The 25974-nt window shown below is 56.1% G+C and carries 27 protein-coding genes; 3 read left to right on the top strand and 24 right to left on the bottom strand.

Features of this window, described 5'->3' with window-relative positions; translation table 11 throughout:
* Positions 1–3: 3 nt before the first annotated feature.
* Entirely contained in the window at positions 4–1011 is a 1008-nt protein-coding gene (locus tag MIM_RS03240; RefSeq protein WP_025371328.1) for a Bug family tripartite tricarboxylate transporter substrate binding protein, read from the top strand.
* A 110-nt stretch (positions 1012–1121) separates the two neighbouring features.
* On the opposite strand, the gene MIM_RS03235 is transcribed toward MIM_RS03240, so the two are convergent.
* The 21 genes from MIM_RS03235 to MIM_RS03135 form a co-directional block, all read right to left on the bottom strand.
* On the bottom strand, positions 1122–2117 hold the full coding sequence (locus MIM_RS03235; RefSeq protein WP_158318687.1) for a helix-turn-helix transcriptional regulator: 996 nt from the start codon (positions 2115–2117) through the stop codon (positions 1122–1124).
* A 342-nt stretch (positions 2118–2459) separates the two neighbouring features.
* Positions 2460–3239 (bottom strand): 2-keto-4-pentenoate hydratase, encoded by a 780-nt coding sequence (locus tag MIM_RS03230; RefSeq protein ID WP_025371326.1) that lies wholly within the window; start codon positions 3237–3239, stop codon positions 2460–2462.
* 10 nt (positions 3240–3249) lie between these two features.
* Positions 3250–4560 carry a mechanosensitive ion channel family protein gene (locus MIM_RS03225; protein WP_025371325.1) on the bottom strand — a complete coding sequence of 437 codons (1311 nt, stop codon included), beginning with the start codon at positions 4558–4560 and terminating at the stop codon, positions 3250–3252.
* A gap of 163 nt (positions 4561–4723) precedes the next feature.
* On the bottom strand, positions 4724–6091 hold the full coding sequence (locus MIM_RS03220) for a 4Fe-4S binding protein (RefSeq protein ID WP_025371324.1): 1368 nt from the start codon (positions 6089–6091) through the stop codon (positions 4724–4726).
* Positions 6092–6216: 125 nt separating this feature from the next.
* The gene (locus MIM_RS03215) at positions 6217–7062 is read right to left on the bottom strand and encodes an FTR1 family iron permease (RefSeq protein WP_025371323.1); all 846 of its coding nucleotides are present in this window, start codon (positions 7060–7062) and stop codon (positions 6217–6219) included.
* 27 nt (positions 7063–7089) lie between these two features.
* The gene (locus MIM_RS03210) at positions 7090–7446 is read right to left on the bottom strand and encodes a cupredoxin domain-containing protein (protein ID WP_042069909.1); all 357 of its coding nucleotides are present in this window, start codon (positions 7444–7446) and stop codon (positions 7090–7092) included.
* A gap of 2 nt (positions 7447–7448) precedes the next feature.
* The gene (locus MIM_RS03205; protein WP_025371321.1) at positions 7449–7982 is read right to left on the bottom strand and encodes an iron transporter; all 534 of its coding nucleotides are present in this window, start codon (positions 7980–7982) and stop codon (positions 7449–7451) included.
* Positions 7983–8376: 394 nt separating this feature from the next.
* The gene (gene phnP / locus MIM_RS03200; RefSeq protein WP_025371320.1) at positions 8377–9135 is read right to left on the bottom strand and encodes a phosphonate metabolism protein PhnP; all 759 of its coding nucleotides are present in this window, start codon (positions 9133–9135) and stop codon (positions 8377–8379) included.
* Entirely contained in the window at positions 9132–9713 is a 582-nt protein-coding gene (gene phnN, locus MIM_RS03195; protein ID WP_025371319.1) for a phosphonate metabolism protein/1,5-bisphosphokinase (PRPP-forming) PhnN, read from the bottom strand. The genes phnP and phnN overlap by 4 nt, the downstream gene beginning before the upstream one ends.
* Positions 9713–10858, bottom strand: a complete 1146-nt coding sequence (locus MIM_RS03190) for an alpha-D-ribose 1-methylphosphonate 5-triphosphate diphosphatase (protein WP_025371318.1) — start codon at positions 10856–10858, stop codon at positions 9713–9715. Before MIM_RS03190 ends, phnN begins: the two co-directional genes overlap by 1 nt.
* A complete protein-coding gene (gene phnL, locus MIM_RS03185; protein WP_025371317.1) occupies positions 10848–11552 on the bottom strand; it encodes a phosphonate C-P lyase system protein PhnL in 705 nt (234 codons plus the stop codon). The genes MIM_RS03190 and phnL overlap by 11 nt, the downstream gene beginning before the upstream one ends.
* Before the next feature lie 34 nt (positions 11553–11586).
* Positions 11587–12417, bottom strand: coding sequence for a phosphonate C-P lyase system protein PhnK (gene phnK / locus MIM_RS03180; RefSeq protein WP_025371316.1), 831 nt, complete (start codon positions 12415–12417; stop codon positions 11587–11589).
* On the bottom strand, positions 12414–13268 hold the full coding sequence (locus tag MIM_RS03175) for an alpha-D-ribose 1-methylphosphonate 5-phosphate C-P-lyase PhnJ (protein ID WP_025371315.1): 855 nt from the start codon (positions 13266–13268) through the stop codon (positions 12414–12416). The genes phnK and MIM_RS03175 overlap by 4 nt, the downstream gene beginning before the upstream one ends.
* On the bottom strand, positions 13265–14503 hold the full coding sequence (locus MIM_RS03170) for a carbon-phosphorus lyase complex subunit PhnI (protein ID WP_025371314.1): 1239 nt from the start codon (positions 14501–14503) through the stop codon (positions 13265–13267). The genes MIM_RS03175 and MIM_RS03170 overlap by 4 nt, the downstream gene beginning before the upstream one ends.
* A 9-nt stretch (positions 14504–14512) precedes the next feature.
* Complete coding sequence (phnH, locus tag MIM_RS03165; RefSeq protein ID WP_025371313.1) at positions 14513–15097, bottom strand: phosphonate C-P lyase system protein PhnH; 585 nt, start codon at positions 15095–15097, stop codon at positions 14513–14515.
* Positions 15094–15543 (bottom strand): phosphonate C-P lyase system protein PhnG, encoded by a 450-nt coding sequence (gene phnG / locus MIM_RS03160; protein WP_025371312.1) that lies wholly within the window; start codon positions 15541–15543, stop codon positions 15094–15096. Before phnG ends, phnH begins: the two co-directional genes overlap by 4 nt.
* Complete coding sequence (gene phnF / locus MIM_RS03155; protein ID WP_245592808.1) at positions 15540–16262, bottom strand: phosphonate metabolism transcriptional regulator PhnF; 723 nt, start codon at positions 16260–16262, stop codon at positions 15540–15542. Before phnF ends, phnG begins: the two co-directional genes overlap by 4 nt.
* Positions 16263–16292: 30 nt before the next feature.
* Positions 16293–17111 carry a phosphonate ABC transporter, permease protein PhnE gene (gene phnE / locus MIM_RS03150; protein WP_222836913.1) on the bottom strand — a complete coding sequence of 273 codons (819 nt, stop codon included), beginning with the start codon at positions 17109–17111 and terminating at the stop codon, positions 16293–16295.
* A gap of 57 nt (positions 17112–17168) precedes the next feature.
* A complete protein-coding gene (gene phnD, locus MIM_RS03145; RefSeq protein WP_025371309.1) occupies positions 17169–18164 on the bottom strand; it encodes a phosphonate ABC transporter substrate-binding protein in 996 nt (331 codons plus the stop codon).
* 23 nt (positions 18165–18187) lie between these two features.
* Positions 18188–19030 (bottom strand): phosphonate ABC transporter ATP-binding protein, encoded by an 843-nt coding sequence (phnC, locus tag MIM_RS03140; RefSeq protein WP_025371308.1) that lies wholly within the window; start codon positions 19028–19030, stop codon positions 18188–18190.
* Between the two features lie 570 nt (positions 19031–19600).
* The gene (locus tag MIM_RS03135; protein ID WP_025371307.1) at positions 19601–20572 is read right to left on the bottom strand and encodes a threo-3-hydroxy-L-aspartate ammonia-lyase; all 972 of its coding nucleotides are present in this window, start codon (positions 20570–20572) and stop codon (positions 19601–19603) included.
* A gap of 133 nt (positions 20573–20705) precedes the next feature.
* Here MIM_RS03135 and MIM_RS03130 point away from each other — a divergent pair, with 133 nt between their 5' ends.
* Complete coding sequence (locus MIM_RS03130; protein ID WP_025371306.1) at positions 20706–21953, top strand: NAD(P)/FAD-dependent oxidoreductase; 1248 nt, start codon at positions 20706–20708, stop codon at positions 21951–21953.
* A gap of 131 nt (positions 21954–22084) precedes the next feature.
* Entirely contained in the window at positions 22085–23170 is a 1086-nt protein-coding gene (locus MIM_RS03125) for a PDDEXK family nuclease (RefSeq protein WP_025371305.1), read from the top strand.
* A gap of 68 nt (positions 23171–23238) precedes the next feature.
* On the opposite strand, the gene MIM_RS03120 is transcribed toward MIM_RS03125, so the two are convergent.
* The 3 genes from MIM_RS03120 to MIM_RS03110 are packed head-to-tail and all read right to left on the bottom strand — an operon-like array spanning position 23239 to position 25965.
* Positions 23239–24219, bottom strand: coding sequence for a Bug family tripartite tricarboxylate transporter substrate binding protein (locus MIM_RS03120; RefSeq protein ID WP_025371304.1), 981 nt, complete (start codon positions 24217–24219; stop codon positions 23239–23241).
* Positions 24220–24236: 17 nt separating this feature from the next.
* The gene (locus tag MIM_RS03115) at positions 24237–25184 is read right to left on the bottom strand and encodes an SMP-30/gluconolactonase/LRE family protein (RefSeq protein WP_025371303.1); all 948 of its coding nucleotides are present in this window, start codon (positions 25182–25184) and stop codon (positions 24237–24239) included.
* Entirely contained in the window at positions 25168–25965 is a 798-nt protein-coding gene (locus MIM_RS03110) for an SDR family NAD(P)-dependent oxidoreductase (RefSeq protein ID WP_025371302.1), read from the bottom strand. The genes MIM_RS03115 and MIM_RS03110 overlap by 17 nt, the downstream gene beginning before the upstream one ends.
* Between the last annotated feature and the right edge of the window lie 9 nt (positions 25966–25974).

Below are 25974 nucleotides of genomic sequence, written 5' to 3'. Positions count from 1 at the left end.
AACATGAATACATTCAGCTCGCGAAGAAGTTTTCTAATTGCAGCCGCAAACGTTGCGGGAGCCTCGGCATTTGGGCTGCGTTCCGGCGTCGCGTCTGCGCAGGAGAAAAAATGGCCTGTAAAGCTGATTCGCATCATCGTTCCATTCCCTGCGGGATCCATCACCGATGCGATGGCACGCCTGCTCGCCAACGGTCTGTCCAAGTCTCTGGGACAGACTGTTATTGTAGAAAATAAAGGTGGCGCCAATGGTTCAATCGGAGCCACGGAAGTGGCTCGCGCAGCACCGGACGGCTACACCCTGTTAGCCACAAACAGCAGCAGCATTACCGGCAATCCGTTGATTTACAAAAGCTCTCCATACAAGTCGACAGATTTTGCTCCAATTGCGCTGGTACTGGATGCCCCATTCATATTAAACGTCAATCCTGATTGGGCAAAAACGCATTCGATCAACTCCGTCAAGGACCTGGTTGCGTTTGCCAGGGATCATCCTTCTGAGCTCAGCTACGGGTCAGGCGGTGTCGGCAATCTTGCGCACCTGGCCTATGCGATGTTGAGCAATGAAGGAAATTTTAAAGCCACGCACGTCCCATACAAGGCGGCATCACAGGCAAGCATGGCGGTGATTGCCGGCGAAGTGAATACTTCGTTCGACACGTTAGCCAGCGTTCCGCAAATTCGCGCTGGAAAACTCAAGGCGCTCGCAGTGACACCAACACGACGCATCTCCCAGATGCCCGATATTCCCACGATGGCGGAAGCGGGCTTTCCGGATATAGATGTAACATTCTGGTTGGGCCTGCTGGCACCTGCTGGTACGCCACCGGAGATCATTGACACCTTGTATAAGCAAGCCAAGCAGGCTATGTCAGTACCGGCTGCGAATGCAGCACTAAGCGCGCAAGGAACCATTGTGATGACCAATCCGAAAGATTTTGCCACGCGTATTGCGGGCGAAACCAAGCAATTGGCCGAAGTCATCAAGCGGGAAAATATTAAGCTCGATTAACTCCCGGCGCAACAACGCGACAGCCCACCGCACACATTGACGTTGCGGTGCGCAAGCAGTATGACTGAACAAAAATGTTAAAGCATCCACAAACGCCAGAACCCGAGCACTTACCCCGTTGCCCCGACCTCCCCATTACCCTGCACACTCTCACGCATTTGTCCGGGTGTGATTGAATGATGCTTTTTGAATACCTTGCCAAAATGCGCCGGGTCGGCGAATCCGCAAAGCCAGCCGATATCACTGACTTTAAGGTGCCCCAGCAGGGAATCGCGCAGCATGTTCCTGGCGTTCTGCATGCGGATATCGTTCAGAAAAATCGCAAAAGAAGCGGAATCGTTGAACTCCTGAAAAAGCTTATGCAAGGTACGCACCGAGATACCAAACTCGCGCGCCACCTTTTTGCCAGTGAGGCTGGCCTCGCCGAAATTCAGATAAAGCCATAGCGTGATATCGGAGTACAGCTTATGCCGGGCCTGACGCTGCCTGTCGGGAACCCGATCCGCCAGGCCATAATGCAGGCTCTGCCCCATCACCATGGCCGCCAGCGAGAGTACCGTATCCAGACAGACGGCCTGGTCCGATGGGACGGTGGCAATCCGTTGCATGAACGGATCATTCAATTCGCGCAAATAGACCGAGAGCAACCGCGCCCAACCGCCATCTGCACGAAAGTACCGATGACAAGCCTGCCGAAACAGTGCATGCCAGTGTCCGACATACTCGCTCTGCAAGGCAATGATGGTGCAGTCCAGCTTCCGATGCGGCCGCAAGCTGACCGAACTGGCACTGTTGATCAGTATCAGATCACCTGCCTGCAATGAGCAGCGGCTGGCGTTTTCGACGAACTCCACCGCCTCCCAGGTACAAACCAGAAACCACTGCTCGATATTACTGCCGGCCGCTGCCGACGCCGCTGGCGCCATTACCAGATTGGCGTGATGCGCCTGCAGCAGGACCACGCTGGCTTTGGCTGTTAAGGCAAACGCGGACAGATTGACACTGACCTGAGGAAGCGGATGGGCTGCGGGATGCAGTTGGGCATTGGATAGGACTTGTGGCAGGATTTGATTGAAACGCGGCAGATCAATTTCTGTAGCCGCCATGACCGAATTCAGTCTGAATGGTGCCACTTGCCCATTGATAAAATCTTTGAAATTCATCGACAAGACTGACAGTACGACAAAGCGAATAAACCGCAACCATTTTGAATCAAACAGGTCGAACCAACTAGTCTAAGCGCGTCAGAAATCCATAATATTCGCGCCCCGAATCAAATGATTGATGAGCAATACAGCACACACGACACCCGATAGCCTGGCGCGTGGCCACCTCTTCTCGTCATATTATTGGACGAACAAAGAGCAACGCCACATGCGTTTAGCCAGCGTGCCTACACGTCACGCAGGCTGGCGCCTACGAATAGAACAAGAACCCTGCTCACTCCGCTAGGCAGTGCAGCGAAACGATACCGATCCCAGCCCTTCGAGTGCAAACGTAAACTGATCGCCGGCGTCGGGAAAACGCACTGTCATCAGGTTACCGGTAATAAGCACGGCACCGGCAGGAATGCTGCGCTGCTGCCTGGCCATGACTTTCGCCAGCCAATAGACGGACTCCAGCGGATTAACAATCTCTGCGACGTTGCCCTCTTCGATCACTGTACCATGCGCGGTAATGGTGATATTCCGGTCAAAATCGGCCACGGCGGGCTGCCACGGCCCCAGAATAACCGAGGTGTTATTGACATTACATGCCACCAGTGTCTGCGCATCGGGTGGCGTTTTTTCCGGGCAGCGATCGTCAAGCACCTCGACCGCCGGCGCGACGGCATCGATCCAGTCTGCTGCTGCCTGCACGCTGGGCAAATCATCGCCCGAGAGCGTTTTACCGATGCGTACGGCCACCTCGAACTCAAATTTCATGTGCGTGTAGTCGCCCATGGAAAGCACGGCATCGGAAGGCAGCAATGCCGTATCCAGCAATTGGCCATAGACGGGCTCGCTCAGGCCAAGCCTGCTCCAGGCGGCAGGCGCATTCAGGGCGATTTTCAAGCCGGCCCGCCGGGCATGAAGACGCGCCATACGAATCTGCACCAACTGCTCCTGAACCGCGTAAGCCTGCTCCAGATTGAGTGGCTTACCATCTGCCAGCAAGGGTGAAAAATGCACCCGGTTATCAAATTGCTGCTGCAATTGCAGTGCCAGCTCATGAGGGGTTGGGCCCATGACGTCTCCTTTACGAATTGGGTTGTGCCGCGACAGCACTGCGATCGTTATCGATAGGGGTATTGAAATTCACCTGTCCGGCGATAGCCGGTTTGAGCGCTGCCATATCATACCCACTGGGCTCCTGAAAGACGCGCAAATCAAACTCGCCGACGACGGCAAAAATATGATCGAACAGGTCGGACTGGATGCGTTCATACTCGGCCCAGACCACGGTGGTTGTAAAGGCGTAAATCTCAATGGGAACGCCCGTGGATCCGGGCGCCATCTGTCGCACCAGGAGAGTCATATTACGATGGATATGGGGATGATTGCGCAGATAGACTTCCAGATACGCACGAAAGGTGCCAATATTGGTAAGCCGTCGGCCGTTGAGGGCTGACGACAGGTCTTCGCTGCGCGACTGATTGTAGTCTTCGACTTCCCGGGACTTGTCCAGAATATATTGAGACAGCAGCCGGCTTTTGGTCAGGCGCTGCATCTGACTGTCGGTAATGAACTTGATGCTGTTCACATCGATATGAATAGCGCGCTTGATACGCCGGCCGCCCGATTCGGACATGGCCCGCCAGTTCTTGAATGAGTCGGAAATAAGCGCATACGTGGGGATGGTGGTCACGGTATTGTCCCAGTTACGCACCTTGACCGTGGTCAGCCCGATATCGATGACCGCGCCATCTGCATTGTATTTAGGCATTTCCAGCCAGTCGCCGATACTGAGCATATTATTGGCAGACAACTGAATACCGGCCACCAGACCCAGTATCGGGTCTTTGAAAATCAGCATGAGCACAGCAGTCATGGCACCCAGACCGCTGATGAGGATCACCGGCGACTGACCGATCAGGACCGAGACAATGAAAATCACGCCTGCAATGGCAGCAATGATTTTCAGACTTTGAACAATGCCCTTGAGCGGAAACTGGACCGCAACCTGTTTACGAAAGCACCAGTCCAGCACAATATCCAGGAATGCGAATACCGCCAGAATGGTATAGACCAGCATCCAGATTCGCGAGAAGCCAAGCAGGACTTCGTGCACCGTACCAGGTGCCACCCACAGGCGTGTGAGCAGGCCAAGGGCCAGACCCTGCACCAGCATGGCAGCATAGCGGAACAGGGACGAGTGACCAACGAGCTTGATAAAAAGGAAGCGATCGTTACGCATTCTGCCGCGCAGCATGCGCAACACACCATAATGCAGGACAGCGTGCAGCAGCACCAGTAAACACAGCATGACGCCAAGGGTGACAATGAGCGCAACAATAGGAGAAAGCTGTACGCCGGCCAGCGCCAGCCAATCAGAAGGAGTTTCTTTCATACATAAACATCAGAATATCCAGAAGCCTCACATAGTAGCAAACTGGATCATGCCCGTCATCTGTGTAAAGCACGTAGAAAGGACGAACAAGACAACAGCGCGGCGGCTGGCCGCATCATTGCGACACCGCAGCACTGCATACCCAGTGGCGGTGCGCCGCTGCTTACCAGATCACAAAGAACAGCAGCCACGCGTAAGTGAATGGCGCCAGGCCGGCCATCAGCAACAGCATACAGGAGAGCCGTTGGCGCAGTGCCACCTGATGGCGTTGCAGAATTTTCCAGGCCAGTCGCAATGACCACAGCAGCGCACAGGATAACAGTGCCAGGCGCGCCGGCCCCGCCCAGCCTGTCGGAATACCATCATTGCGCAACAGCGTGATGGTGGTCGCCGACAGCCCCAGAAAAACACCGACCCCAGCCAAGGGAATCAGTGCCTGCACGACGGTATTGGCCGCATCAATAAAGGTTTTACCCACGACCTTCTGTATGCATTGCAAACTCAGCCACAACGCGCCACCGGTAACCAGCGCTGTACCAAAAATGAACAGCAAAATGGTAAACCCGTCGAGCCAGCTGAAGGAATCATTCACTTCAGGATAGTGCGTCAGAATAAACCACGGCGCATTCTGCTCCAGCGGCCAGAAAATATCACGGTTAACCAGCCACTCGGCCATGCCCTGTTTCAGGCTGACAAACCAAGGGCTGGCACTCCAGAGGAAGGCACCCACGGCAATGCCCATCAGCCCCCACACGATCAGCGCCGTCTGCCACCCACTGTTTTGCGCCACGTCAACAATTTCTTCCTCGGGCGAACGGGTGGTGAGCGCAATCGCACCGCGATAATCGGCGCAACGTCCGCACATGTGGCAGTCGGTGGCCCCCTTCATATGGCGCAGCGGTACCAGCGGCGCGCAATTGACTGTTTCAATGCGACGAACCGGATGCCGCCAGGCATCTTCACTCACCTTGTAATGCCAGGGGGCCAGTTTGGCCAGCAACTGAAACACCCCGTTGACCGGGCACAGATACTTGCACCAGACCCGTTTATTGCGGCCGTACAAATAGCCGATCACCATCGCTGCTGCCGTCGAACCGCCTAATACGGCCAGCACCGCCCAGGGATATTGATATACGCTCACCAGCTGGCCGTAGACCGTTGTCAGCGCAAAGGCCACAAATGGCCAGCCACCCCAGCGCATCCACTTGGGAATGGCATGGCCACGACCATGTTCGCTGGCCCATTCGCTGAGCATACCCTCGGGACAGAACCAGCCGCACCACGCTCGTCCCATCAGGGGCATGGAGACCAGCACGAAAGGCCACCAGATACCCCAGAAGGCAAACTGGGCAAAAATGGTCAGATTGGAAAAAATGTGTGCGGAATTGCCCGGCAAGGGCAACGCGGCCGGGACCAGAATGAGAAAAAAATAGATACCAACAACGCACCACTGCAGGTTGCGAAGCAGTTTTTTATGGTCCCGCAGAAATGACGAAAGCCGATAGGCAAACGATTGAAGCATGGCGCTCATGGAGCAAACCTTTGAAGAGCGAATCCACTCTTGTGGACAGAAAAAGAACGGCCAGGCGTCCTGGTCTGTCGACCCAGGACGCCTGCCATTGTAGCAGCACACGCGGCCCGGTAAGGCCGCAGGCATCAGCCGTGCGAGGAAACCATCTTCGGCGCAACGGCGGGACGCAACCAACGATACAACAAGCCGATTGCAAGCCAGTACAGGATAAAAACAATCACGTGAGTGAGTGATGGCATGGCCCGGTATCCGGCAAAATCGGCCAGCACTTTACCTAAGCCACTGCTATCGTCGAGCACCGCACTGGTATCCCATACCGGATCCACCAGCGTTGGGATGGCCTCCAGTGAAATCAGATGATCAATCCCGTTCATGAGCAGCGAAGCAGCCAGCAGCAGTAACAGAATTTCAGTGATCTGAAAAAAGCGGCGCCAGGTAATCACCTTACCGCCCAACTGCAAAACATAGAACGTAAGCAGCGCCAGCAGAAACCCGCCAACGCCGGCAGCAGCCAGGGCAAGCGCCTGGTCCTGCTGAGCGCCAGCCAAAACCGTACCCCACAGAAAGACCACCGTTTCACTGCCTTCCCGGGCAACTGCAATCATGACCAGAATCAACAAACCCCACCAGCTGTTGCGCTGCACATTCACCGCCGCACCGCTGACCAGTTCACTCTTGAGGCGTGCACCGTGTTTTTTCATCCACAGCACCATTTGCACCACCAGCCCGCAGGCCACAAGCGCCATGATGGCCTGGAACCACTCCTGCCCCGTATCGGAAAGCCAGGTGGACACACCCATGAACACCAGGGCCAGCGCAATGGCAAGAACCAGCCCTGCCGCCACGCCACCCCATAGCCAGGGCAGGCCGCGCCGCCCATCGGGAGACGCACGCAGCCACGTGTACAGAATACCTACTACCAGCAGCGCCTCGACGCTTTCACGCCAGACGATAAATGCCACTTGATCCAATTGGATTCCTTTTTTGTGAATGTCGGCCTATTCAGCAGGTTTGACGACCAGCGTCCCTTTTACCGATTGGTGGAAGTCGTCAAAAAACGGATATTCACCGGGTTTGGAAATCGTAAAAACCAGGAATGAGGACAGACCCGGCCCAAGCACTTTTTCCTTACGCAGGGGCAGGCTTTCGAACTCCACCGGCACCTTGCTTTCATTGATGAGGTTGATTTTGAAGCGACCGGCAGGAACTTCCAGACGCTGCGGCTCGAAGGTGCCGTCTTCCTTGAACGTTAGCGTGAAGGTTGGCGTCTCGGCCCAGGCGCTTGCTGCCAGCAATGCCTGAGCCAGCGTCAGGGAAAGCGCCAGACCGACAACAGCCAGAGCGCGTTTCAACATGATTAATATCCGCCTTTTTTGCCGGTACCGGCATACGTGAATTCGTAATTAACTTCAAATGGTGCCCAGAACGGCTCCACACCGGTTTCCTTGTCGGTGTGATGGCCGAAGTGGCTCATTTTATTCGCCTCGGGCGATTCAATCCGGTACGTGAGCTTATATTTGCCTGGCCCTTGCATCTTGATATTGTCACCATAGTGCGGACCGTCATTGGCCACCATAGGCATAAACATGCCTTCCTGCACCTGGCCGCCTTCTTTTTCCAGCTTGTATTTGATGGTCAGATAAGGCATCCACGCGCCCTCTTCGAAACCGTTCTTGTTGTCGGCCGTAGCGTGAATATCTGCTTCAAGGTGAATATCGGAATCCTTGGCCTCGCGCATCATGCCTGCCGGTTCCATGGTAATGGGCTGCAGGTAGACGGCGGCGATTTCCATGCCGTTTTTCAAATGAGGCTTGCCAATGGGATACTCGGCAGCCTGCGCAGACAGTGACAGCGCCATACCGGCACTGATCAGAGCGATTTTTTTGATCATACTTGAATGTCCACCAATGAGATATTAAGGTAAATGAGAATATTTCTCGTTTATATTAGTATATATTGGCTGACAGTCGCCTTAATAAAGATCAAAAAGCACTGGGAAAGTGGCCGTTTGTTCTTCAATTCGCGTCCTTAAATCGCCTGAAGCCAGTAGACCCCGGAACAATGGCCGCGCAGCAAAGACACCGCGAGCGCCCGGCCGTCCCGCCATCACGGCCCTTGTGTTGCGGCACAGCATCAACTGCCTGCCTGGTGTCTGCCTGGTGTCTGCCTGGTATCTGCCCGTTATCTGCCCGTTATCTGCCCGTTATCTGCCCGTTATCTGCCCGTTATCTGCCCGTTATCTGCCCGTTATCTGCCCGTTATCTGCCCGGTGTCTGCCTATCTGCCTATAACTGGATCTGATCACCGTCAAATGCCTGACGCACATCGGCGGGCAGGGCCTCAGGGTGGCTCATCAGATACCGGTCCAGTTCGTGCCCGGCATGGGTCAGCCAGGTTGTGCCGGCGCCAATGGCGGTATGGATGGCCAGCGCCTGGGTCAGATCATTGTGATTACGTCCCGGCTGCGGTCGCGGCGGATACGAGCAATCGAGCACACAATGCGCCGGACGTCTGGATCGCAACAATGCCTCTACCGGTTCAGGCAGGCCTTGCGTGTCGGTCAGGTACGCCAGACTGTCACCCTGATCCGGGCAAATCAGGTAGCCATAGGTCGGACGGGAATGCTGCAGTGGTAAAGCGGTGACGCTGAAACCGGCAAATTGCCGTTCTTCAAATGCCTGAAAAGGTTTGGAAAAATCCAGAATACCCGGGTGTTTAGAGAGGTCTGCAAAGCCGGCTTCATCCGGAGGACCGTACACGCCAATACGCAAGTTGACCCCCCAGCGCAGATGCAACAATCCCTGGGCATGATCGGCATGATAGTGCGTCTGCAAAATGCCCTGCAACGCACCGGGTGCAAAACGGCTGGTCAGGTCTGTCAGGCCACTATCGATCAGCCATTGCCCGTCATTATTCTGCAGCAACGCACTGCAGGGCAGGCGCACATAGCGGGCATCGTCCCGGGCACGTGCGCAGGCCATGCAATCACAGTTGTAAACTGGCAGTTGCGCCGAATTGCCGGTGCCCAGGAAGGTGAATTTCATTGCTGCTCCAGTGTCGTGGCCTGCTCAATTGTATGCAAAAACTGCGTAACCGCAGTGTCCAGATCACCCGAGTTATCAACGACCACCACGCGTGCGCCCTGTTTGCGCAATGTTTCGATGAAGGCGGCATCAAGCGCCGTATTGCGCGCCAGTCGCTGCGCAATTTCCTCACGACTTTCGCGGCCACGCTGCAGCAGGCGTTGCAGCAGCAGGGGCGGATCAACCTGCACCAACACCACCAACGCCAAGGGATAGCGCTGTACCGCAGCTTCGCAGTAGGCCCGCGAACCGTTGACTAATACCGTATGCCCCTGTTCCAGCAGTTCATCAAGTTCTATCGGGATACCATAGGCCAGGCCGTTGGCACGCCAGCTCATGGCAAACGCGCCGCGTGCCTGCATCGCATCAAACGCTTCGGGCGACAGGGAAAAGGCGTCTTCTCCCTCAGACTCCGCCGACCGCGTAATATAGCGCTTCATCAGCCGCAACGCTGATCCCTTGCGGCTGGCGGCCGATTGCAGCAAACTGTCCTTACCCGATCCGGAAGGCCCCATCACGTATACCAGCTGGCCTGCCATCAAAACACCCGTTGACCTTTGCACAGCACCTGCTGCACAACAAACTGCCTGCCACTGTCCCGAACCTGCACCAGATCGGCACGCAGTCCCGGGCTGATCTGACCACGGTCCGGCAGATTGGCCGATTTGGCCGGCGCCAGGCTGACCATATTGACGGCTTGCGGCAGGCTGATGCCCAGATCAGACTGACTCAGGATACGCACCGACTGCAACATGCTGGCCGGATAATAATCGCTGGATAGAATATCCAGTACGCCCTTGCGCGCCAGATCGCTTGCGGCAATATTGCCGGAGTGGGACCCGCCACGCACCACGTTGGGCGCACCCATCAGCACTTTCAGACCCAATTGGTGGCTCAGTGTCGCTGCTTCATGCGTTGTGGGAAATTCGGCGATAGTCATGCCGAAACCGGCTGATTCGTGCACATGATCGCTGGTGGCATCGTCATGGCTGGCGAGCGACAGGCCGCGCTCGTGGCAAATATCCACGATGCGACGACGGTAGGGTTCGCTATAGCGTTCGGCATTCTGTTTCTGCAGCACGATGAACGCGTCCATTTCGGCATCGTTCAGATGATACTTGCCCTGATAGTATTCGCGGTATTTTTCGTATTTGACGAACTGACGCTGGCCAGGCGTATGATCCATGACCGACACCAGATGCACCAGATCATTGCCCACCAGGTCTTCAAAGATCCCCAGGGTTTTCTCATGACTCACTTCACAGCGCAGATGCAGCCGGTGTTCGGCTCGCGTGTGGCCCTGATCAGCCGCGTGGGAAATGGCCTCCACCATTTTGGGCAATTGCAGAAGGCGTTGTCCTTTAGGATTCACATCACCAATTGAAAGCGCATCAAAAACCGTGGTGATGCCCGCGCCGACAATCTGCGCGTCATGTGCCAGTACCGCATTTTCCGACGGCCAGTCCACGCCCGGACGGGGGTTCATGTACTTTTCCAGGTTGTCGGTATGCAGCTCGATCAGCCCCGGCATCATAAAATCGCCCTGCCAGTCTTCGGCGGCCGGCAGACTGCTTCTGCCTTCGCTCACATCATGGATCTGGCCGTCGCGCACGGCCACCGTACCATGGATGACCTCACTGGCGGTCACGATCTTTGCATTGGTAATCACTCTCTCACGCAACATGTTTCATCTCCCGGGTTGCGATATCCAGACTACGGTCTGCCACGGCCTCGCGCGCCGCTTTATCATGAAAAATACCGATCAGGGCAGAGCCTGCTGACCTGGCCTCGCCGATCATTTCCAGCACCACCTGGCGGTTAGCCTCATCCAGCGATGCCGTTGGTTCGTCCAGCAGCATCAACGGCCAGTTGACCATGAACCCTCTGGCGATATTGACGCGTTGCTGCTCACCACCGGAAAAGGTATTGGGCGCCAGCGACCAGAGCCGTTGCGGAATATTAAGCCGCGTCAGCAACTCGGTAGCACGCGCCTTTGCCTGCTCGGCGCTCCAGCCGCGCAACAGGGCCGGTTCGCTAACGACATCCAGACAGTTCACGCGAGGAATCACGCGCAGGAACTGACTGACATAGCCCATGGTTTCCTTGCGCACCTGCATGATCCGGCGTGGCGCGGCGCCGACCAGCTCGGTCATGTGGCCGCGGTGCCGCACCCGAATGGAACCGCCGCCCGGCAGATAATTCCCATAGAGCGTGCGCAACAGCGTTGATTTGCCGGCGCCCGACTGACCGTGCAGCACCACGCACTCGCCGGCGTTGATAGAAAAGCTGATATCCTCGAGCACGTTCAGTTGCACGCCCTGCTGTTGATGCAGCGTGAAAGTCTTGGATAGGTTATTTACTTCCAGAACGGTATTCATTATTTCTCCGAATGCATTAATTGCAACTGTACTATCACGGCTGCAATACGGATGAGACCAGCAATTGCGTATACGGGTGCTGCGGGTCATCCAGAATCTGATCGGTCAGCCCGCTTTCCACCACGCGCGAGCGACGCATCACCATCAGGCGGTCCGCAAGCAGCCGGGCCACGGCCAAATCATGCGTGACGATAATCACGGCAAGGCCCAGGTCACGCACCAGGGCACGCAGCATATCCAGCAGGCGCGCCTGCACCGATACGTCCAGACCGCCGGTTGGTTCGTCCATAAACACCAGACGGGGATGAGACACCAGATTACGGGCGATCTGCAGCCGCTGCTGCATACCGCCGGAAAAAGTGCGCGGCAGATCATCTATACGCGATTCGTCAATTTCCACCTGACGCAGCCAGCGCAGCGATTCACTGCGCAGCACGCCGTAATTGCGTACGCCCTGCGCCATCAGGCGCTCACCGATATTGGCGCCGGCCGACACGGTCATGCGCAGCCCGTCGCGCGGATTCTGTTCGACAAAGCCCCACTCGGTGCGCAGCAAGGTGCGCCGTTGCGCCTCCGTGGATGCATACAGATCCGTTACCACACCACTGTCCTGCCGATAATGAATAGTGCCCGCATCGGGCTGGCTGCGGCCGGAAAGCACATTGAGCAGCGTCGACTTGCCCGATCCCGACTCGCCCACAATACCCAGCACCTCGCCAGGGTACAGATCGAAACCGACCTCCTGACATCCCTTGTCCGGACCAAACAAAAGACCAATGTCCGACACCTGCAATAGCGGCTCGGCGACCAGATCGTCTGCTACCGGACGCGCTGTCTGATTGTTGATTGCCTGCAATGCACTCATTGTGTTACCCCTGCCTTTGCCACGCGCTGTGCGCAATAGTCTGTGTCGGAGCAGACGAAATCGCGGCTGCCCTTATCATCTGTAATAATCTCGTCCAGGAACGATTCCGTGGAACCACAAATGGCACAACTGTGCTCCCATTTCTGGACGTCGAACGGATGATCTTCAAAGTCCAGACTGACCACGTCGGTATATGGCGGCACGGCGTACAGGCGCTTTTCACGACCTGCGCCAAACAGCATGAGCGCAGCACTGCGGTTAAGCTTGGGGTTGTCGAATTTCGGAATGGGAGACGGGTCCATCACATAGCGTCCGGCAACCAGTACCGGATAAGCGTAAGCAGTGGCGATATGTCCATAGCGCGCAATGTCTTCGTACAGCTTCACATGCATGACGCCATAATCATTCAGGGCATGCATGGTTTTGGTCTCGGTCTCTGACGGCTCAATAAAACGCAGCGGTTCGGGAATCGGCACCTGGAACACCATGATCTGGTGATTGCTCAGATCGGTTTCCGGAATACGGTGACGGGTCTGTATCACCGTCGCTTCGGTCGTATCCACGGTCGTGCGAACACCTGCAGTACGCGAGAAAAAGCGCCGGATGGACACGGCATTGGTGGTATCGTCCGCGCCCTGATCAATGACCTTCAGTACATCATCACGCCCCAGGATCGCTGCGGTCAGCTGCATGCCACCGGTGCCCCATCCATAAGGCAGCGGCATCTCGCGTCCGCCAAACGGCACCTGATAGCCGGGAATGGCCACCGCCTTGAGCAGGGCCCGGCGTATCATGCGCTTGGTCTGCTCATCCAGGTAAGCAAAGTTATAGGGTTCTACATTGGCATTCATGCCCGTTTCTCCTTCTGCGGCGGGACCTGCCCCGCTTCGATGTCCTGCTGTTCCTGGTTAAGCTGCGCCTGGGCATCGCGTTTTCTCATTTTGCGAATCAGCTCCAGCTCTGCCTGGAAGTCCACATAGTGTGGCAATTTCAAATGTGATACGAAGCCGGCGGCTTCAACGTTATCACAATGCATCAGCACAAACTCTTCCTGTTGCGCGGGTGAAGTGATCTCTTCGTCATACTCGGCGGCACGCAGCGCACGATCAACCAGGGCCATGCCCATGACCTTGCGTTCGTTATAGCCAAAAGCCAGACCATAGCCTCGCGTAAATTGTGCAGGCTGATCTTTGGAGCCGACAAACTGATTGACCATCTCACATTCGGTCACTTCAATATCACCTGCCGGGACCGCAAAATCCAGTTCTTCCGGCTCCAGCCATACCTCGGTAAAGCCAATACGAATTTCGCCGGCAAACGGGTGGTTGCGGCCATAGCCGCGCTGTGTGGAATAGCCCAGCGCCAGCAGGAAGCCTTCATCGCCACGCGCCAGTGCCTGCAGGCGCTGCATCCGGTTGCTCGGAAAATCCAGCGGTTCGCGCGTAATGTCGGGAACCGGCTCGGCGCTATCCGTTTCTTCACGCATCAGCCCTTCCTGGGCCAGCAGGCCGAGTACGCGTGGAAAGACAGGATCGTCTGCACGCTCGACAGCGTCGGTCCGGGCCTGAGCGTCATCGTGTGTTGCGCCCGGTACGCTCGCTTGTTGCGCAGTACCGTTAGCCGCCACCGCCCCCTGGGCCTGCGACGCCTCACTGCCCTGCCCCTGGGTCTGTTCACCTTCGGCCTGCAGCGTAAAGTCCAGCAGGCGATGCGTGTAGTCAAAGGTCGGGCCCAGCAATTGCCCGCCGGGCAGGTCCTTATACGTCGCAGAAATGCGGCGCTCTACCTGCATGTTCTCGGTCTGCAGCGGGCTGCTGACACAGTAGCGGCTCAATGTGGTGCGATAGGCACGCAACAGAAAGATGGCTTCCAGCAAATCGCCCGCAGACTGCTTGATGGCCAGCGCCGCCAATTCGCGGTCATACAGCGAGCCTTCGCTCATCACACGAGCCACTGCCAGCGGCATTTGTTGCGCAATCTGCGCCAGTGACAAGGGAGGTGTATCCACAGCACCACGGCGTTTCAGGTCGAGCAGTCGATGCGCATTTTCGATAGCGGCTTCACCGCCTTTTACAGCAACATACATCGTATTCTCCTATAGGAAGCTGACCACGGTACTGCGTGGTAAAGCCATCAACTGGCGCTGGCTGGTCATGAAAAAATCCAGTCCTTTGGGGAAATCGGTCACCCGCTCACGCGCCGACCAGAACGGTTCACTCAGCGGCAGCGTCACGGTGCGCTGTGATTCAATACCCGGCCCCTGCAGCACGACCTCGCGTCCGCCGTCCAGACTGTCGAGCTGGACGATCACGGTGCAGGACATCTCGGGATCGCGATCGGTGCCGCAAGGAAACTGCGCCAGATAGTCAATCTCGGTAGCGGTAATGATGGCCAGATCGGCCTGCTGCGGGTCGTCGACTACCGGGCAGGCACAGTGAAAGGCCAGATTGGCCCGGGCCATGGGCGTGTCGAGCGCGGGGCTCAGCCAGACGCGCGTACCGTCATCAAAGAGCGTCAGCGCCAGCGAAAAGGTGGCCGGATGCATCTTATCCAGCGCATCGGTGTAGTCGGCCTGCTCGACTACGCCGGGTTCGGACATGGCCTTGAGTGCAGCGCGAAAGCTCATTTGCGCATTCAGGACGGGATCGGCAAAAGCAGGAACCAGAACGGGCGTGGTCATTCGTTTTCTCCCCGGATAAGGGTGAAGAAGTCCACTTTGGACGTGGCTACCTCGGCTTGCCTGGTCTGGCGTGCCTGTTGCTGACTGCGTGCCAGCGGTTCAATCACCGCCTGCATGAGCTGCTCTTTCTCGTCACCCAGCAGCAAGGCATCGGCCAGCGCTGCCAGCTCCGCATGACGCTTGTTGCGCCCGGCAATGTAACTGTACCCGGCACGACCATCCTGCAATTGCACCACGCAACGCGTGACCGTCATCTCACCCAGATTGAATGCCTGGCCAGTGCCACCCGTGCGTCCGCGCACCATGGCCATACCGGTTTCCGGCTTGCGTATACATTGATAAGGCACACCGCCAAGCTCGGATTCGTAGTCGGCCAGCGCATCACCTGCGCGTGCGAGCACCTGCATCCAGCGTTGCCTCTCATTCGGAGCAAAGTCCGCTTTCATATGTGTTCTCCGTTCAAAACTACCTGATATTGAAAACGGTCGGCGCGGCTGACAGAGAATGTCAGCTCCACGGGATGACCGTGCTGATTTTTGGAAAGGGTGGTCACCGTCAGCACCGGCGCTGACTGGGGAATCAGCAGGCGGGCGGCTTCGTCAATGGTGGGCAGGCGGGCGCCGATTACGCTAGAGGCACGGTGCAACTCACATCCGCGCTCTTTCAGATACTGGCGCATGGAATCACGTTTGTAATCCTGCAACAGGGTCTCGTAGCCGGACGAGAAAAAATGCGTCATGACACTGATCGGCTCATTGTCAATGAAGCGCAGGGTCCGGTATTCCAGCACGGTGCTACCCGGCGCCAGGGCCAGTTGCGTCAATTCGTCGTGATTGGCTGCGCGCCGATACACCTTGAGCAATTGCGCCCTGGCGGTATGGCCCATGGCTGAAAACTGATCGGTGTACGCTGTGGTGGCCTGCACCGGGTACAGCAGCGGTCGGGTCAGCACCTGGGTGCCTTTACCTTTGATGCGGATAATATTGCCTTCCTGCACCAGCAGATCAAGTGCTCGCCGCACGGTATGACGATTGACATCAAAGCGCTCGGCCAGCCGCAGCTCGCCAGGGAGCAGATCTCCCGGTTTATACATAGACAACTCGGCCCGAATAGTGGACGCCAGTGTCTGGTAGAGTGGCTCTTCCTGTCTAGACAAGTTCATCATTTTAAAAAGGCAGTTGCCTGCCTTATTCCATCATACGAAGAATTTTCTGAGTCGCTGCGAAATCACGTCAATCACACTCACACACACGATGATGATGAGCAAAATGGCTGCCGTCTGCCCGAATGCGAACCCCCGGATTGCTTCCCACAATAACACACCGATCCCGCCGGCACCCACCATACCAACCACGGTGGCCGACCGAACATTGGACTCAAAGCGATACAGCACATAGGATACCCACAGCGGCATCACCTGAGGAATCACCCCGAAAATCACTTCCTGCAGCGCACTCGCGCCTGTTGCGCGCACCCCTTCCACCGGACCGGGATCAATCGCCTCGACCGCCTCGGCAAACAGTTTGGCAAGCACACCAGTGGTGCCAAGAAACAGCGCCAGGGTACCGGCAAAAGGCCCCAGGCCTACGGCCACCACAAACAACATGGCAAAGACCATTTCATTGATAGATCGCAAGGCATCCATCAGGCGGCGGACCGGCTGGCAGACCCACCAGGGCACCAGGTTGGATGACGATAATATGCCAAGTGGAATACCGAAAATAACCGCCAGTACGGTTCCCCAGACGGCAATCTGGATCGTAACCAGCATTTCACGCAAATACATGCGCCAATCAGCAAAATCGGGCGGGAAAAAATCAGCGGCGAACGTGGCCATGTTGCCGCCATCGGTCCACAACAGGACCGGATTCATTTCAGCGCCTTTCCAGGCCCACGCCAAAAACAGCAGGAACAGCCCCCATCCCAGCATTCTTGCCCACGTCATCCGCGGCGGCTGCACAGGCAGTGCACCGGGTACGGGGCTGGGGTTTGTTGTCAGTACAGACATATTCATTTCCAGTTTATGGCAGCCTGCAAACGCAGTGCAGGCCGCCATCCAAATCAACTCTGGTTACGAGTTTTTACCTTCGATCTCTTTCATGCGAGCAGAAATTTTGCTCAGCTCTTCATCCAGGCCGGCGATCTGTTTTTTACGATCGTCTTCGCCCAGTTTGCTGTCGCCGGCAATTTGCGAACGTTTTTTAAACAGTTCCAGCTGACGGATAGGCAGCAATTGATCATTGCTTGACGGCTTGAACTTGCTCCATGCCAGGCCGTTGAGCACTTTCAGCTCTTCAGGTTTGTCGCCGTAATGATCAAAAAACGCCTTGATTTTTGTCTTGGCTTCGTCCGGCAGGTTTTTACGCCATACGATAGGATCAGCAGGAATCAGCGGGGACTTCCAGATCACTTTCAGCTCGGCCGCTTTCGCTGGATTGGTTTTTTCCAGACGCTCCATGCCTTCGGTGTTGAACGTAGCTACATCAACCTGTTTATTGGCGACAGACAGCGCGTTCACTTCGTGGCTACCATTGACAGAACGTTTGAAGATCTTGTTGGCGTCTACATTGTTTTCAGCAAAAACGTAATAACCAGGAACCAGGAAACCGGATGTTGAGTTAGGATCACCGTTACCGAAATTCAGGTTCTTGGCGTTATCCAGCATGTCCTTGACCGAATTGATCTTGCTGTCTTTGTGCGCGATCAGCAGGCTCCAGTAACCGGGCTTGCCATCTTTATCCACTGTCTGATAAATCACTTCGCCGTTGGCGCGGTCCACTGCTTCCATGGCAGATTTGTTGCCGTACCAGGCAATATCCACTTTGTCGAAACGCATGCCCTGGATGATACCGGCATAGTCAGGCGCAAAGAACGCCTTCACCTTGTAGCCGGTCTGTTTTGACAGATCATCCAGGAACGGTTCCCACACGGTTCTCAGGTTCTGGGAGGATTCGGTGGAAATAATGCCGAAATTGAGTTCCTTAAGATCCTGGGCCTGTGCCACGCCAGCGGCCATGCCCATGGCAAACACGGAAATACCAAGACGACGAACAATCGAGTTGAACATGAAAATTCCTATTGAAATAAAATTTAAGCGGCAGCCAGAACCAGGCGTGCCGGATCCCGGGCTTCCGGTTTTTTTACATCCTGCTCACCGAACAGAAGTGCCGTACCTATTTCCGAGCCATACAAGTCACTCAGAAAATCGTTGCTCAGCCCGCCAATGGGACCGTCAAAATATTTTTTACCACCCTTGAGGGCGACGGCGTGGCGACAATACCTGACGGCATAGTCCACCTGATGCAGCGTGACAATCACGGTTTTGCCGTCGCGCTTATTAATATCGGCCAATGTTTCCATTACCTTGCGTGCCGATTCGGGATCAAGAGAAGCAATGGGTTCATCGGCCAGAATAATTTCGGCCTTCTGACACAGGGCACGGGCAATGGCCACACGCTGCTGCTGGCCACCCGACAGGGTTGAAGCACGGCGATAGGCATACTCAAGCAACCCCACCCGCTCCAGTGCCTGTAATGCATTGTTCACTTCTTCCTTGTTGAACATGCCCAGTGCGCCGCGTACGCGCGACATCCGTCCCAGCCGACCCAGCAGAACGTTCTTCAGCACAGACAGGCGACCCACCAGATTAAATTGCTGAAAAATATAGCCAATGTCGGAACGCAGCCGCCGCACATTGCGATTCAGTACGCCGTCTTTCTGCATTTGCTGGCCCAGCATCTGGATTTCGCCCCCCACCTGGCGATCACCGGTGGCCAGCCCGGCCAGATGGCGCAATAAGGTGGATTTGCCGGAACCGGAAGCGCCGATCAGCGCGACCATGGAGCCAGGCGCAACGTCCAGTGCCAGATCGTGCAGGACCTGTCTGGTGCCAAATGTCTTGTTCAGGTTCTGAACCCGGATTGCATGTGTCATCGTATTCCTCAATTTATTTTGCCACTGCCGGGTCGGCGCATCGGAACACAATCGAGCGCAAGCAGCGTGTATCAGCAGATCACGTTACCGACTATTGCCGGTCGCTGCTGTTCAATTGCCGTCATCTTAAGGAATCTGTGTGACAGTCCGGTTAATACCGTCTTACAGGGATGTTACAGTTTGGTCATTTATTCGACTATTTACTAGACAGGCCAGATCGGGAGAGTTGCAATTATTCTTATCATTAATCAATGATTTGAGATTTCTCTAATGCAATTATGTCTGCTACAGATAGACAAGTAAAAACCACCCAAAAAATGTAACAGAGGCCCGAGATCCGACTCAGGAGGACAAGCCGGGAGATTTGCCTGCCGAAATTGGGTTGCAGGCGGGCGCGGGAGACAGCCAGACGAATAAGGCAGAGCGTCAAGTGACCCTGCAACGGCACGTCTTATTAAAATAGTTAAAGTACGTCAGGCCGGTTTGCAGCCCTACGCGATCCTCATCCGTCACTGCGGCGGCCACATGAGCCATCGACTGAATACCCCGCCTCTTCAGGGATTCAATCGGTCATTCCTGTGTGCTGCCAAGCAGGGAGCAAAACATGGCCAGATCCACATTTCCGCCGCTGATGATAATACCCACACGCTTGCCACGCACCAGCTCTTTTGCACTGCAGGCACCGGCCAGCGACAGGCAACCTGTGGGCTCGACCAGCATTTTCATGCGCTCAGCGTAAAAACGCATCGTGCGAATCAGCTCCTCATCGGTCACAGTCAGGATGTCCGCCACTTCGCGCTGGATGATGGAAAAAGTGTAGTCGCCCAGAAACTGCGTCTGCGCGCCATCGGCAATGGTTTTGGGCATATCGATGCGCACAATGTGACCGGCACGCAAAGACTGCTGACCATCATTGCCCGCTTGCGGCTCCACGCCATAAATCTGGCACTCCGGTGCGAGCGCCCGCGCCGCCAGAGCGGAACCCGACAACAGGCCACCGCCACCCAGACAAACAAACAGCAGGTCCAGTGGTCCGGTTTCCTGTATCAACTCCATGGCGGCCGTACCCTGGCCGGCAATAATATCGGGATGATCATAGGGCGGAATCAGGGTGTAGCCGTGCTGCTGCGCCAGATTCATGGCGATCGCCGCCCGGTCTTCTGTATAGCGATCATATTCCACGACCTGCGCACCATAGCCGCGTGTGGCGGCCAGCTTGGCGGCCGGCGCATCCTGCGGCATCACGATGGTGGCTTTGACATTGAGTACGGAAGCGGCCAGCGCCACGCCCTGGGCATGATTGCCTGAAGAAAACGCAATGACGCCCGCACGCTGCTGCGCCGGTTCCAGTGCCGCGATCGCATTGAATGCGCCGCGAAACTTGAATGCACCAATGCGCTGCAGGTTTTCACATTTGAAATACAGGCTGGCATCCAGCTGCGCGTCGATGGTCCTGGAACGCATAACCGGCGTGCGGTGCGCATAGCCTTTGATCCGCTCTGCGGCGGCAACGACATCGGAATAAGTGGGCAAAGTCTGCATAACGTTCCTGGTTCGAAAGTGGCTCAGCCTTGCGCAACGTCATGACCGTGCCGGATTATCTCAATCAGCATATTCTACCCGCGTTTGAGCCGTTACAATAAACCCCTTCATAAGACCCGTTCGAGACGCATCCATGTCCCTGCAAAACCATTCAGTTGCCATTGTTGGTGCCGGCATTGTCGGCCTGTGTACCGCCTATTCGCTCAGACAGGCGGGCTGGCAGGTCACGGTTTTTGATGCGCAGGAGCCAGGATCGCAATGCTCTTTCGGGAACGCCGGTGCCCTGTCCGAAGGTTCGGTCGCGCCATTGGCCATGCCCGGTGTCATCCGGCAGGCAGCCTCCATGCTGCTGGACAGCACCAGCGCACTGCATGTGCCACTGGGCTACCTGTTACCAGCCATGCCCTGGTTTGTACGCTTTATCGCAGCCTCGCGGCCGGAACGCGTCCGGCAGATCGCAGCCGCCCTGCATAGCCTGCTGGAAGGATCAGTGCGCCATCACACGGAACTGGCCCACGCCATCGGCTGCGCGCACCTGATCAAAAACACCGGTCAATTACACCTGTACCCTGACGCCAGCAGCCGCGACCAAGACAGGGCATCGTGGCAGCTTAAGGCCGACTTCGGCATGACGATGCAGTCGGTCGATCGCAGTGCGATTGCCGAGCTGGAACCCTCAGTCAGCGACGCCTACCGCAGCGGCTGGTTTCTCCCGGACGAAGGCTGGGTCAGCGACCCGTTTCAGTATTCGCAGGCACTGGCCCGCGCCAACACCGACCGGGGCGTCACCTTTGTTGGTGCCCGCATCAGCACATTGCGTCGCGACAATGACAAGTGGCATTTGCATGATGGTGAGCAATCCTGGCAGGCCGATCATGTTGTGGTATGTGCAGGCATCGGGTCACGCGAATTGCTGAAAACCCTGAATCTGTCGGTACCACTGGAAAGCCAGCGTGGCTACCATCTGCAGGCGCCGCATCCTGGTGTTTCGCTTTCGCGCATTGTGGTGCTGGCCGATCGCAAGATCTTCATGAACCCCATGCAGGGACAGTTGCGCATTGCCGGTACGGTCGAATTCGGCGGCACCGCCAAGCCAATGAATGAGCAGCGTGCGCTGCTGCTTAAAGACCACGCTCTGGCCGGCCTGGACAATCTGGATACCAGCGGCTTTACCACGTGGCTGGGCCATCGGCCCTGCCTGCCCGATTCTCTGCCGGTCATCGGTCCTGTGGCCGACTTGCCTGGCCTGTGGGCCGGCTTCGGACATGGCCACCTGGGGCTGACCGGCTCGGTGAACACCGGCAGACTGCTGGCACGGGCCATGGCAGGCGAAGCCAGCGCTCAGGAACTGGCACCGTTTGCGCTGAGTCGCTTTCGGTAGAAAGTCAGTATCGCGGAACTTGATTGAACGCAAGAACACCAAAAAACTACATATAAGCGCAGTTACATTATTGCCAAAAATATCGGATACTTGCTCCCAGCGTGATCAGCAGCAGTGGAGCAATAAAGCCGATGGTAGACATCAACGTTAAAGCAAAGGTAAAGGAATATTTACGCCTCCGTGCCCTCCAGCATCGCAGCGAAACGATCCAGCGCTGGAAAGATGAGAATATTTACCCATACGAAGACAAAACAGAGCTGGCTTCTTCAGAACAAATAGAGCGACAGGTATTTGACATCCTGGCAGTCAACGTGGCAGACCACCTGCCCTTGTTCGAAGATTCACCTGCCACATCCAAGAGGTTCACTTTTCGCCTACTGGCACAAGCTATTCGGGAAAATCCCGAAACCGTTCGCATCATCATGGACGAAGTTTTGAACCTCAAAACAGAGGAACAGGACGATCTGGCCAGGCTGCTCAAAAAGACCACGTTATCAAAAATCATTTCTTCCGCTACGATTGTTGCGGATCGTCTGAATTTCGTTGAAGCGCTCAGTGATTTATTATTTAACAAAAACACCAGGAAGCGGCTCCTGGAGAGAGACCAGCTTCACAAGGCGCTGGAAGCAGAGTCCTGGATTTTCCGTGAAGACTTTCATCTGGCAGGTTCCGAGAAAACACTGGAGGATGCGCTCGCCATCTATCGCGAAAAACTGGGCAAACGTGAAGACGACGACGGCCCTGTTCTTAGGGAAGGTAACAAAGGAGGAAGGATCGATCTGATGCTGGCCAGGGCCATCCAGCCAACTCAGGGAACGCACGAATACCTAGTCGTGGAACTAAAACGACCCAGCCAGAAAATCAACTCCGACGTTTTAACTCAAATTGAGAGTTACGCCATCGCCGTTGCCAAAGATGAACGCTTTCATCAGAAGAAAACGAAATGGATATTCCTGGTTGTGGCAAATGAGCTGGACGAACATGCGCAATTGAAGGCCAGACAAAAAGGTCGGCCGGAGGGACTCGTTCTTGATCTGGATAGGTTAAACATTACGATGTGGGCAAAAACCTGGGCGGAGATTCTCAATGACGCCCGCGCAAGGCTCAGCTTCTTCAGTGAACAGCTTAACTATCAGGTTGACACCAACAGCGAGCTTGAATACCTCAGGAAAGCACACTCCAAATATATCCCCGAAGATTTAAAGCCATCGGCATGAGTCCGATCCGGGAGCATCAATACTAAATCACAAGCGGCGCCCGCCAGCGCCGCCCATGTTCGCCCTGCCTATTCATTCATTCGAATATTTTCCTGCTTAATGAGCGCACCCCATTTTTGGGTATCTTCCTTAATCAGTGTACCGAACTGTGCCGGGTCCAGATCGCCGGTATCCAGGCCGGAGGTCTGAACGTACTTCTGCACGGCGGGTGTTTTCATGACTGCACGATAGGCCGTATTCAGTTCCCTGATCTTTTCTTCTGGTGTGCCTGTCGGCGCGAAAACACCGTACCAGTTGGTAGCATGAACATTCTTGATGCCCAGTTCATCAAATGTGGGCACATCGGGCAAGGCAGCGGAACGTTTATCGGACGCAACGCCAATGGGCACCAGACTGCCGTCCTTGATATGCTGCACCAGGCCGGAGACATCACCGAAAAAGCCATCCACCTGTCCGCCGATGGTGGCCGTAATCGCCGGTGCTGCGCCGCCAAAAGGCACAATCAGCGTATTGGCTTGTGTCGCAATGCGAAACTGCGCGATCGCCATATGCGGCATGCTGCCTACCCCAGAGGTGGACAGCGAGATACCGTTAGGATCGGTTTTGGCCTTTTCCAGCAACGCTTTTACACTTGTGATACCGCTTTTTCTGGATACCACCAGCACCTCGGGCGTGGAAACCAGCAGCGCTACCGGTTGCAGATCCTTTGCTGGATCGTAAATCAGTTTTTTATAGAGCGCCGGATTGACGGCAATCGCTCCGGTAGAACTTAGAAACAGGGTATTGCCATCCGGCCTGGCGCGGGTCACGGTACTGGCTGCAATGGCGCCGTTACCACCGGGTTTATTCTCTACCACCACCGGCGTTTTGAGCTGGCTCTCCAGTTCTTTGCCCGTCACGCGCGCCAGCGTATCGCCCGGGCCGCCCGCCGGAAATGCGACCACCACGTTCACGGGCGGTGCGGCCGCGACCTGCTGACCCACCGACAGGCACAGTGCAGCAGCAAATGGCACCATATATTTAGTATATTTTTTTCTGAATCCGGACATGTCTTCCTCCTTAGCCGTCAGGCTCCCGCAATCCCTTGCGTATTAACGAACAGTGAATAAATGGATGTGCACGACGCCATGAACAGGCGGTTTCGATTGACACCGCCAAAACAAAGATTGGCGCACCGCTCGGGCAAGGCGATTTGGCCCAGCACTTGGCCTTGCGGGGAAAATACCCGGACACCATCCAGCTCGGCTGTGCCCATGCCCCAGCCACACCACAAATTGCCGTGGATATCAACCCGAAAGCCATCCGGCGTGCCTTCGCCGGCATCGAACAGCACTCGCTGACCTGCCAGCGCAGTACCACCGGCAGTCACATCGAATACCAGCAGATTACGCGGTTGAGCGCGTGATTCAACAATATAAAGTTTGGATTCATCGGGAGAAAACGCCAGGCCATTAGGACCGTTCACAGTATCGGTCACGAGTGTCACCTTGCCGCTATCGGGATCGATGCGATACACGGCGGCGGGCAATTGCTGCTCGGCCTTCTCGCCCTGATAATAGCCAACAATCCCGAACGGCGGATCGGTAAACCAGATCGAACCGTCCGATTTGACGACGACGTCATTCGGTGAATTCAGGCGCTTTCCCTGATAATATTCTGCCAGCACGGTAATACGGCCATCATGCTCCGTTCGCGTTACACGCCGGGTCAGGTGTTCACAGCTGATCAGGCGGCCCTCGCGATCGCGCGTATTGCCATTGGCATAATTCGATGGCTCACGAATCGTATGGGTCTGGCCAGTGAGTGCATCCCATCGCATGATGCGGTTATTCGGCACATCACTCCATAACAGACAGTTGCGGTCACCGAACCAGACCGGGCCTTCGGCCCAGCGACAGCCCCGGGCAAGGCGTTCAACGGCCGCCAGCGGCAAAGTCAATGCATGAAACCGAGCATCCAGCGCAATCACTGCGGGATCGGGATAGCGTACGGGGGTGTCAGTCGCAGCGTGCACTCATGCCTCCATCCACAACGATTTCGGTACCGGTGATAAAACGCGCTTCGTCGGAAGCCAGAAACAGTGCGGCATTGGCCGTATCGGTACCATCGCCCATAAACGGCAGCGGAATGCGGGACTGTCGCTGGGCCAGCAATGCCTCGATATCGCCCCCCGCCCGCTGCCCTGCCAGACGGGTTTCCACCATTGGCGTATGCATCTGCCCGGGAACCACGGTGTTGCAACGGATATTGCTTTTGGCATATTCGACCGCCACCACGCGGGACAGTTGAATAATGCCGGCCTTGGCGCTGGCATACCCCACCTGTGCCGAGCCGGTCCAGCGGATGCCGGAGGTGGACGAGATATTGACAATCGCCCCACCGCCCTGCCTTTGCATGATGGGCAGAACGTATTTGCATCCCAGGAAAACACTTTTCAGATTGAAATCAAGCTGCTGATCCCAGGTTTCTTCGTCCAGCGCAACCGGGCCACCTTTTCGGGAGCCGCCCACATTGTTGACCAGAATATCCACGCCACCAAAGGCCTCTTCACAGGCGCGCACCATATCACGAACGGCATCGGCCGATGTCACATCCGCCGTCCAGGTACCAATTGTGCCGTTCACCTCATTGACCCGGGCCACTGTCTCTTCCAGGGCAGCGGCATTCATATCCACAGCAAAAACCCGCGCGCCCTCGCTGGCAAACCGCCAGGCAATCGCCCGACCGTTGCCCCAGCCTGGCCCGACACTGCCGGCCCCCGTCACAATTGCAATTTTGTTTTCCAGACGTCTCATTGCACGCTG

The sequence above is a fragment of the Advenella mimigardefordensis DPN7 genome (genome assembly GCF_000521505.1).
In the GTDB taxonomy this organism is placed as follows: Bacteria; Pseudomonadota; Gammaproteobacteria; order Burkholderiales; family Burkholderiaceae_B; genus Advenella; species Advenella mimigardefordensis.
Note: the sequence above shows the minus strand (reverse complement) of the source record. Positions and strands in the feature narration are given on the sequence as shown.

Bases quoted from the DNA above. Each gene is read 5' to 3' on its own strand.
- MIM_RS03120 (WP_025371304.1), bottom strand. From the start codon at position 24,219: ATGTCCGGATTCAGAAAAAAATATACTAAATATATGGTGCCATTTGCT.
- MIM_RS03125 (WP_025371305.1), top strand. From the start codon at position 22,085: ATGGTAGACATCAACGTTAAAGCAAAGGTAAAGGAATATTTACGCCTC.
- MIM_RS03235 (WP_158318687.1), bottom strand. From the start codon at position 2,117: ATGGCGGCTACAGAAATTGATCTGCCGCGTTTCAATCAAATCCTGCCA.
- phnC (WP_025371308.1), bottom strand. From the start codon at position 19,030: ATGACACATGCAATCCGGGTTCAGAACCTGAACAAGACATTTGGCACC.
- phnK (WP_025371316.1), bottom strand. From the start codon at position 12,417: ATGAGTGCATTGCAGGCAATCAACAATCAGACAGCGCGTCCGGTAGCA.
- MIM_RS03210 (WP_042069909.1), bottom strand. From the start codon at position 7,446: ATGTTGAAACGCGCTCTGGCTGTTGTCGGTCTGGCGCTTTCCCTGACG.
- MIM_RS03175 (WP_025371315.1), bottom strand. From the start codon at position 13,268: ATGAATGCCAATGTAGAACCCTATAACTTTGCTTACCTGGATGAGCAG.
- phnE (WP_222836913.1), bottom strand. From the start codon at position 17,111: ATGAATATGTCTGTACTGACAACAAACCCCAGCCCCGTACCCGGTGCA.
- phnG (WP_025371312.1), bottom strand. From the start codon at position 15,543: ATGAAAGCGGACTTTGCTCCGAATGAGAGGCAACGCTGGATGCAGGTG.
- MIM_RS03110 (WP_025371302.1), bottom strand. From the start codon at position 25,965: ATGAGACGTCTGGAAAACAAAATTGCAATTGTGACGGGGGCCGGCAGT.
- phnN (WP_025371319.1), bottom strand. From the start codon at position 9,713: ATGGCAGGCCAGCTGGTATACGTGATGGGGCCTTCCGGATCGGGTAAG.
- phnL (WP_025371317.1), bottom strand. From the start codon at position 11,552: ATGAATACCGTTCTGGAAGTAAATAACCTATCCAAGACTTTCACGCTG.
- MIM_RS03225 (WP_025371325.1), bottom strand. From the start codon at position 4,560: ATGAAAGAAACTCCTTCTGATTGGCTGGCGCTGGCCGGCGTACAGCTT.
- phnD (WP_025371309.1), bottom strand. From the start codon at position 18,164: ATGTTCAACTCGATTGTTCGTCGTCTTGGTATTTCCGTGTTTGCCATG.
- MIM_RS03240 (WP_025371328.1), top strand. From the start codon at position 4: ATGAATACATTCAGCTCGCGAAGAAGTTTTCTAATTGCAGCCGCAAAC.
- MIM_RS03205 (WP_025371321.1), bottom strand. From the start codon at position 7,982: ATGATCAAAAAAATCGCTCTGATCAGTGCCGGTATGGCGCTGTCACTG.
- MIM_RS03135 (WP_025371307.1), bottom strand. From the start codon at position 20,572: ATGCAGACTTTGCCCACTTATTCCGATGTCGTTGCCGCCGCAGAGCGG.
- MIM_RS03230 (WP_025371326.1), bottom strand. From the start codon at position 3,239: ATGGGCCCAACCCCTCATGAGCTGGCACTGCAATTGCAGCAGCAATTT.
- MIM_RS03170 (WP_025371314.1), bottom strand. From the start codon at position 14,503: ATGTATGTTGCTGTAAAAGGCGGTGAAGCCGCTATCGAAAATGCGCAT.
- phnH (WP_025371313.1), bottom strand. From the start codon at position 15,097: ATGACCACGCCCGTTCTGGTTCCTGCTTTTGCCGATCCCGTCCTGAAT.
- phnP (WP_025371320.1), bottom strand. From the start codon at position 9,135: ATGAAATTCACCTTCCTGGGCACCGGCAATTCGGCGCAACTGCCAGTT.
- MIM_RS03130 (WP_025371306.1), top strand. From the start codon at position 20,706: ATGTCCCTGCAAAACCATTCAGTTGCCATTGTTGGTGCCGGCATTGTC.
- phnF (WP_245592808.1), bottom strand. From the start codon at position 16,262: ATGATGAACTTGTCTAGACAGGAAGAGCCACTCTACCAGACACTGGCG.
- MIM_RS03220 (WP_025371324.1), bottom strand. From the start codon at position 6,091: ATGAGCGCCATGCTTCAATCGTTTGCCTATCGGCTTTCGTCATTTCTG.
- MIM_RS03190 (WP_025371318.1), bottom strand. From the start codon at position 10,858: ATGTTGCGTGAGAGAGTGATTACCAATGCAAAGATCGTGACCGCCAGT.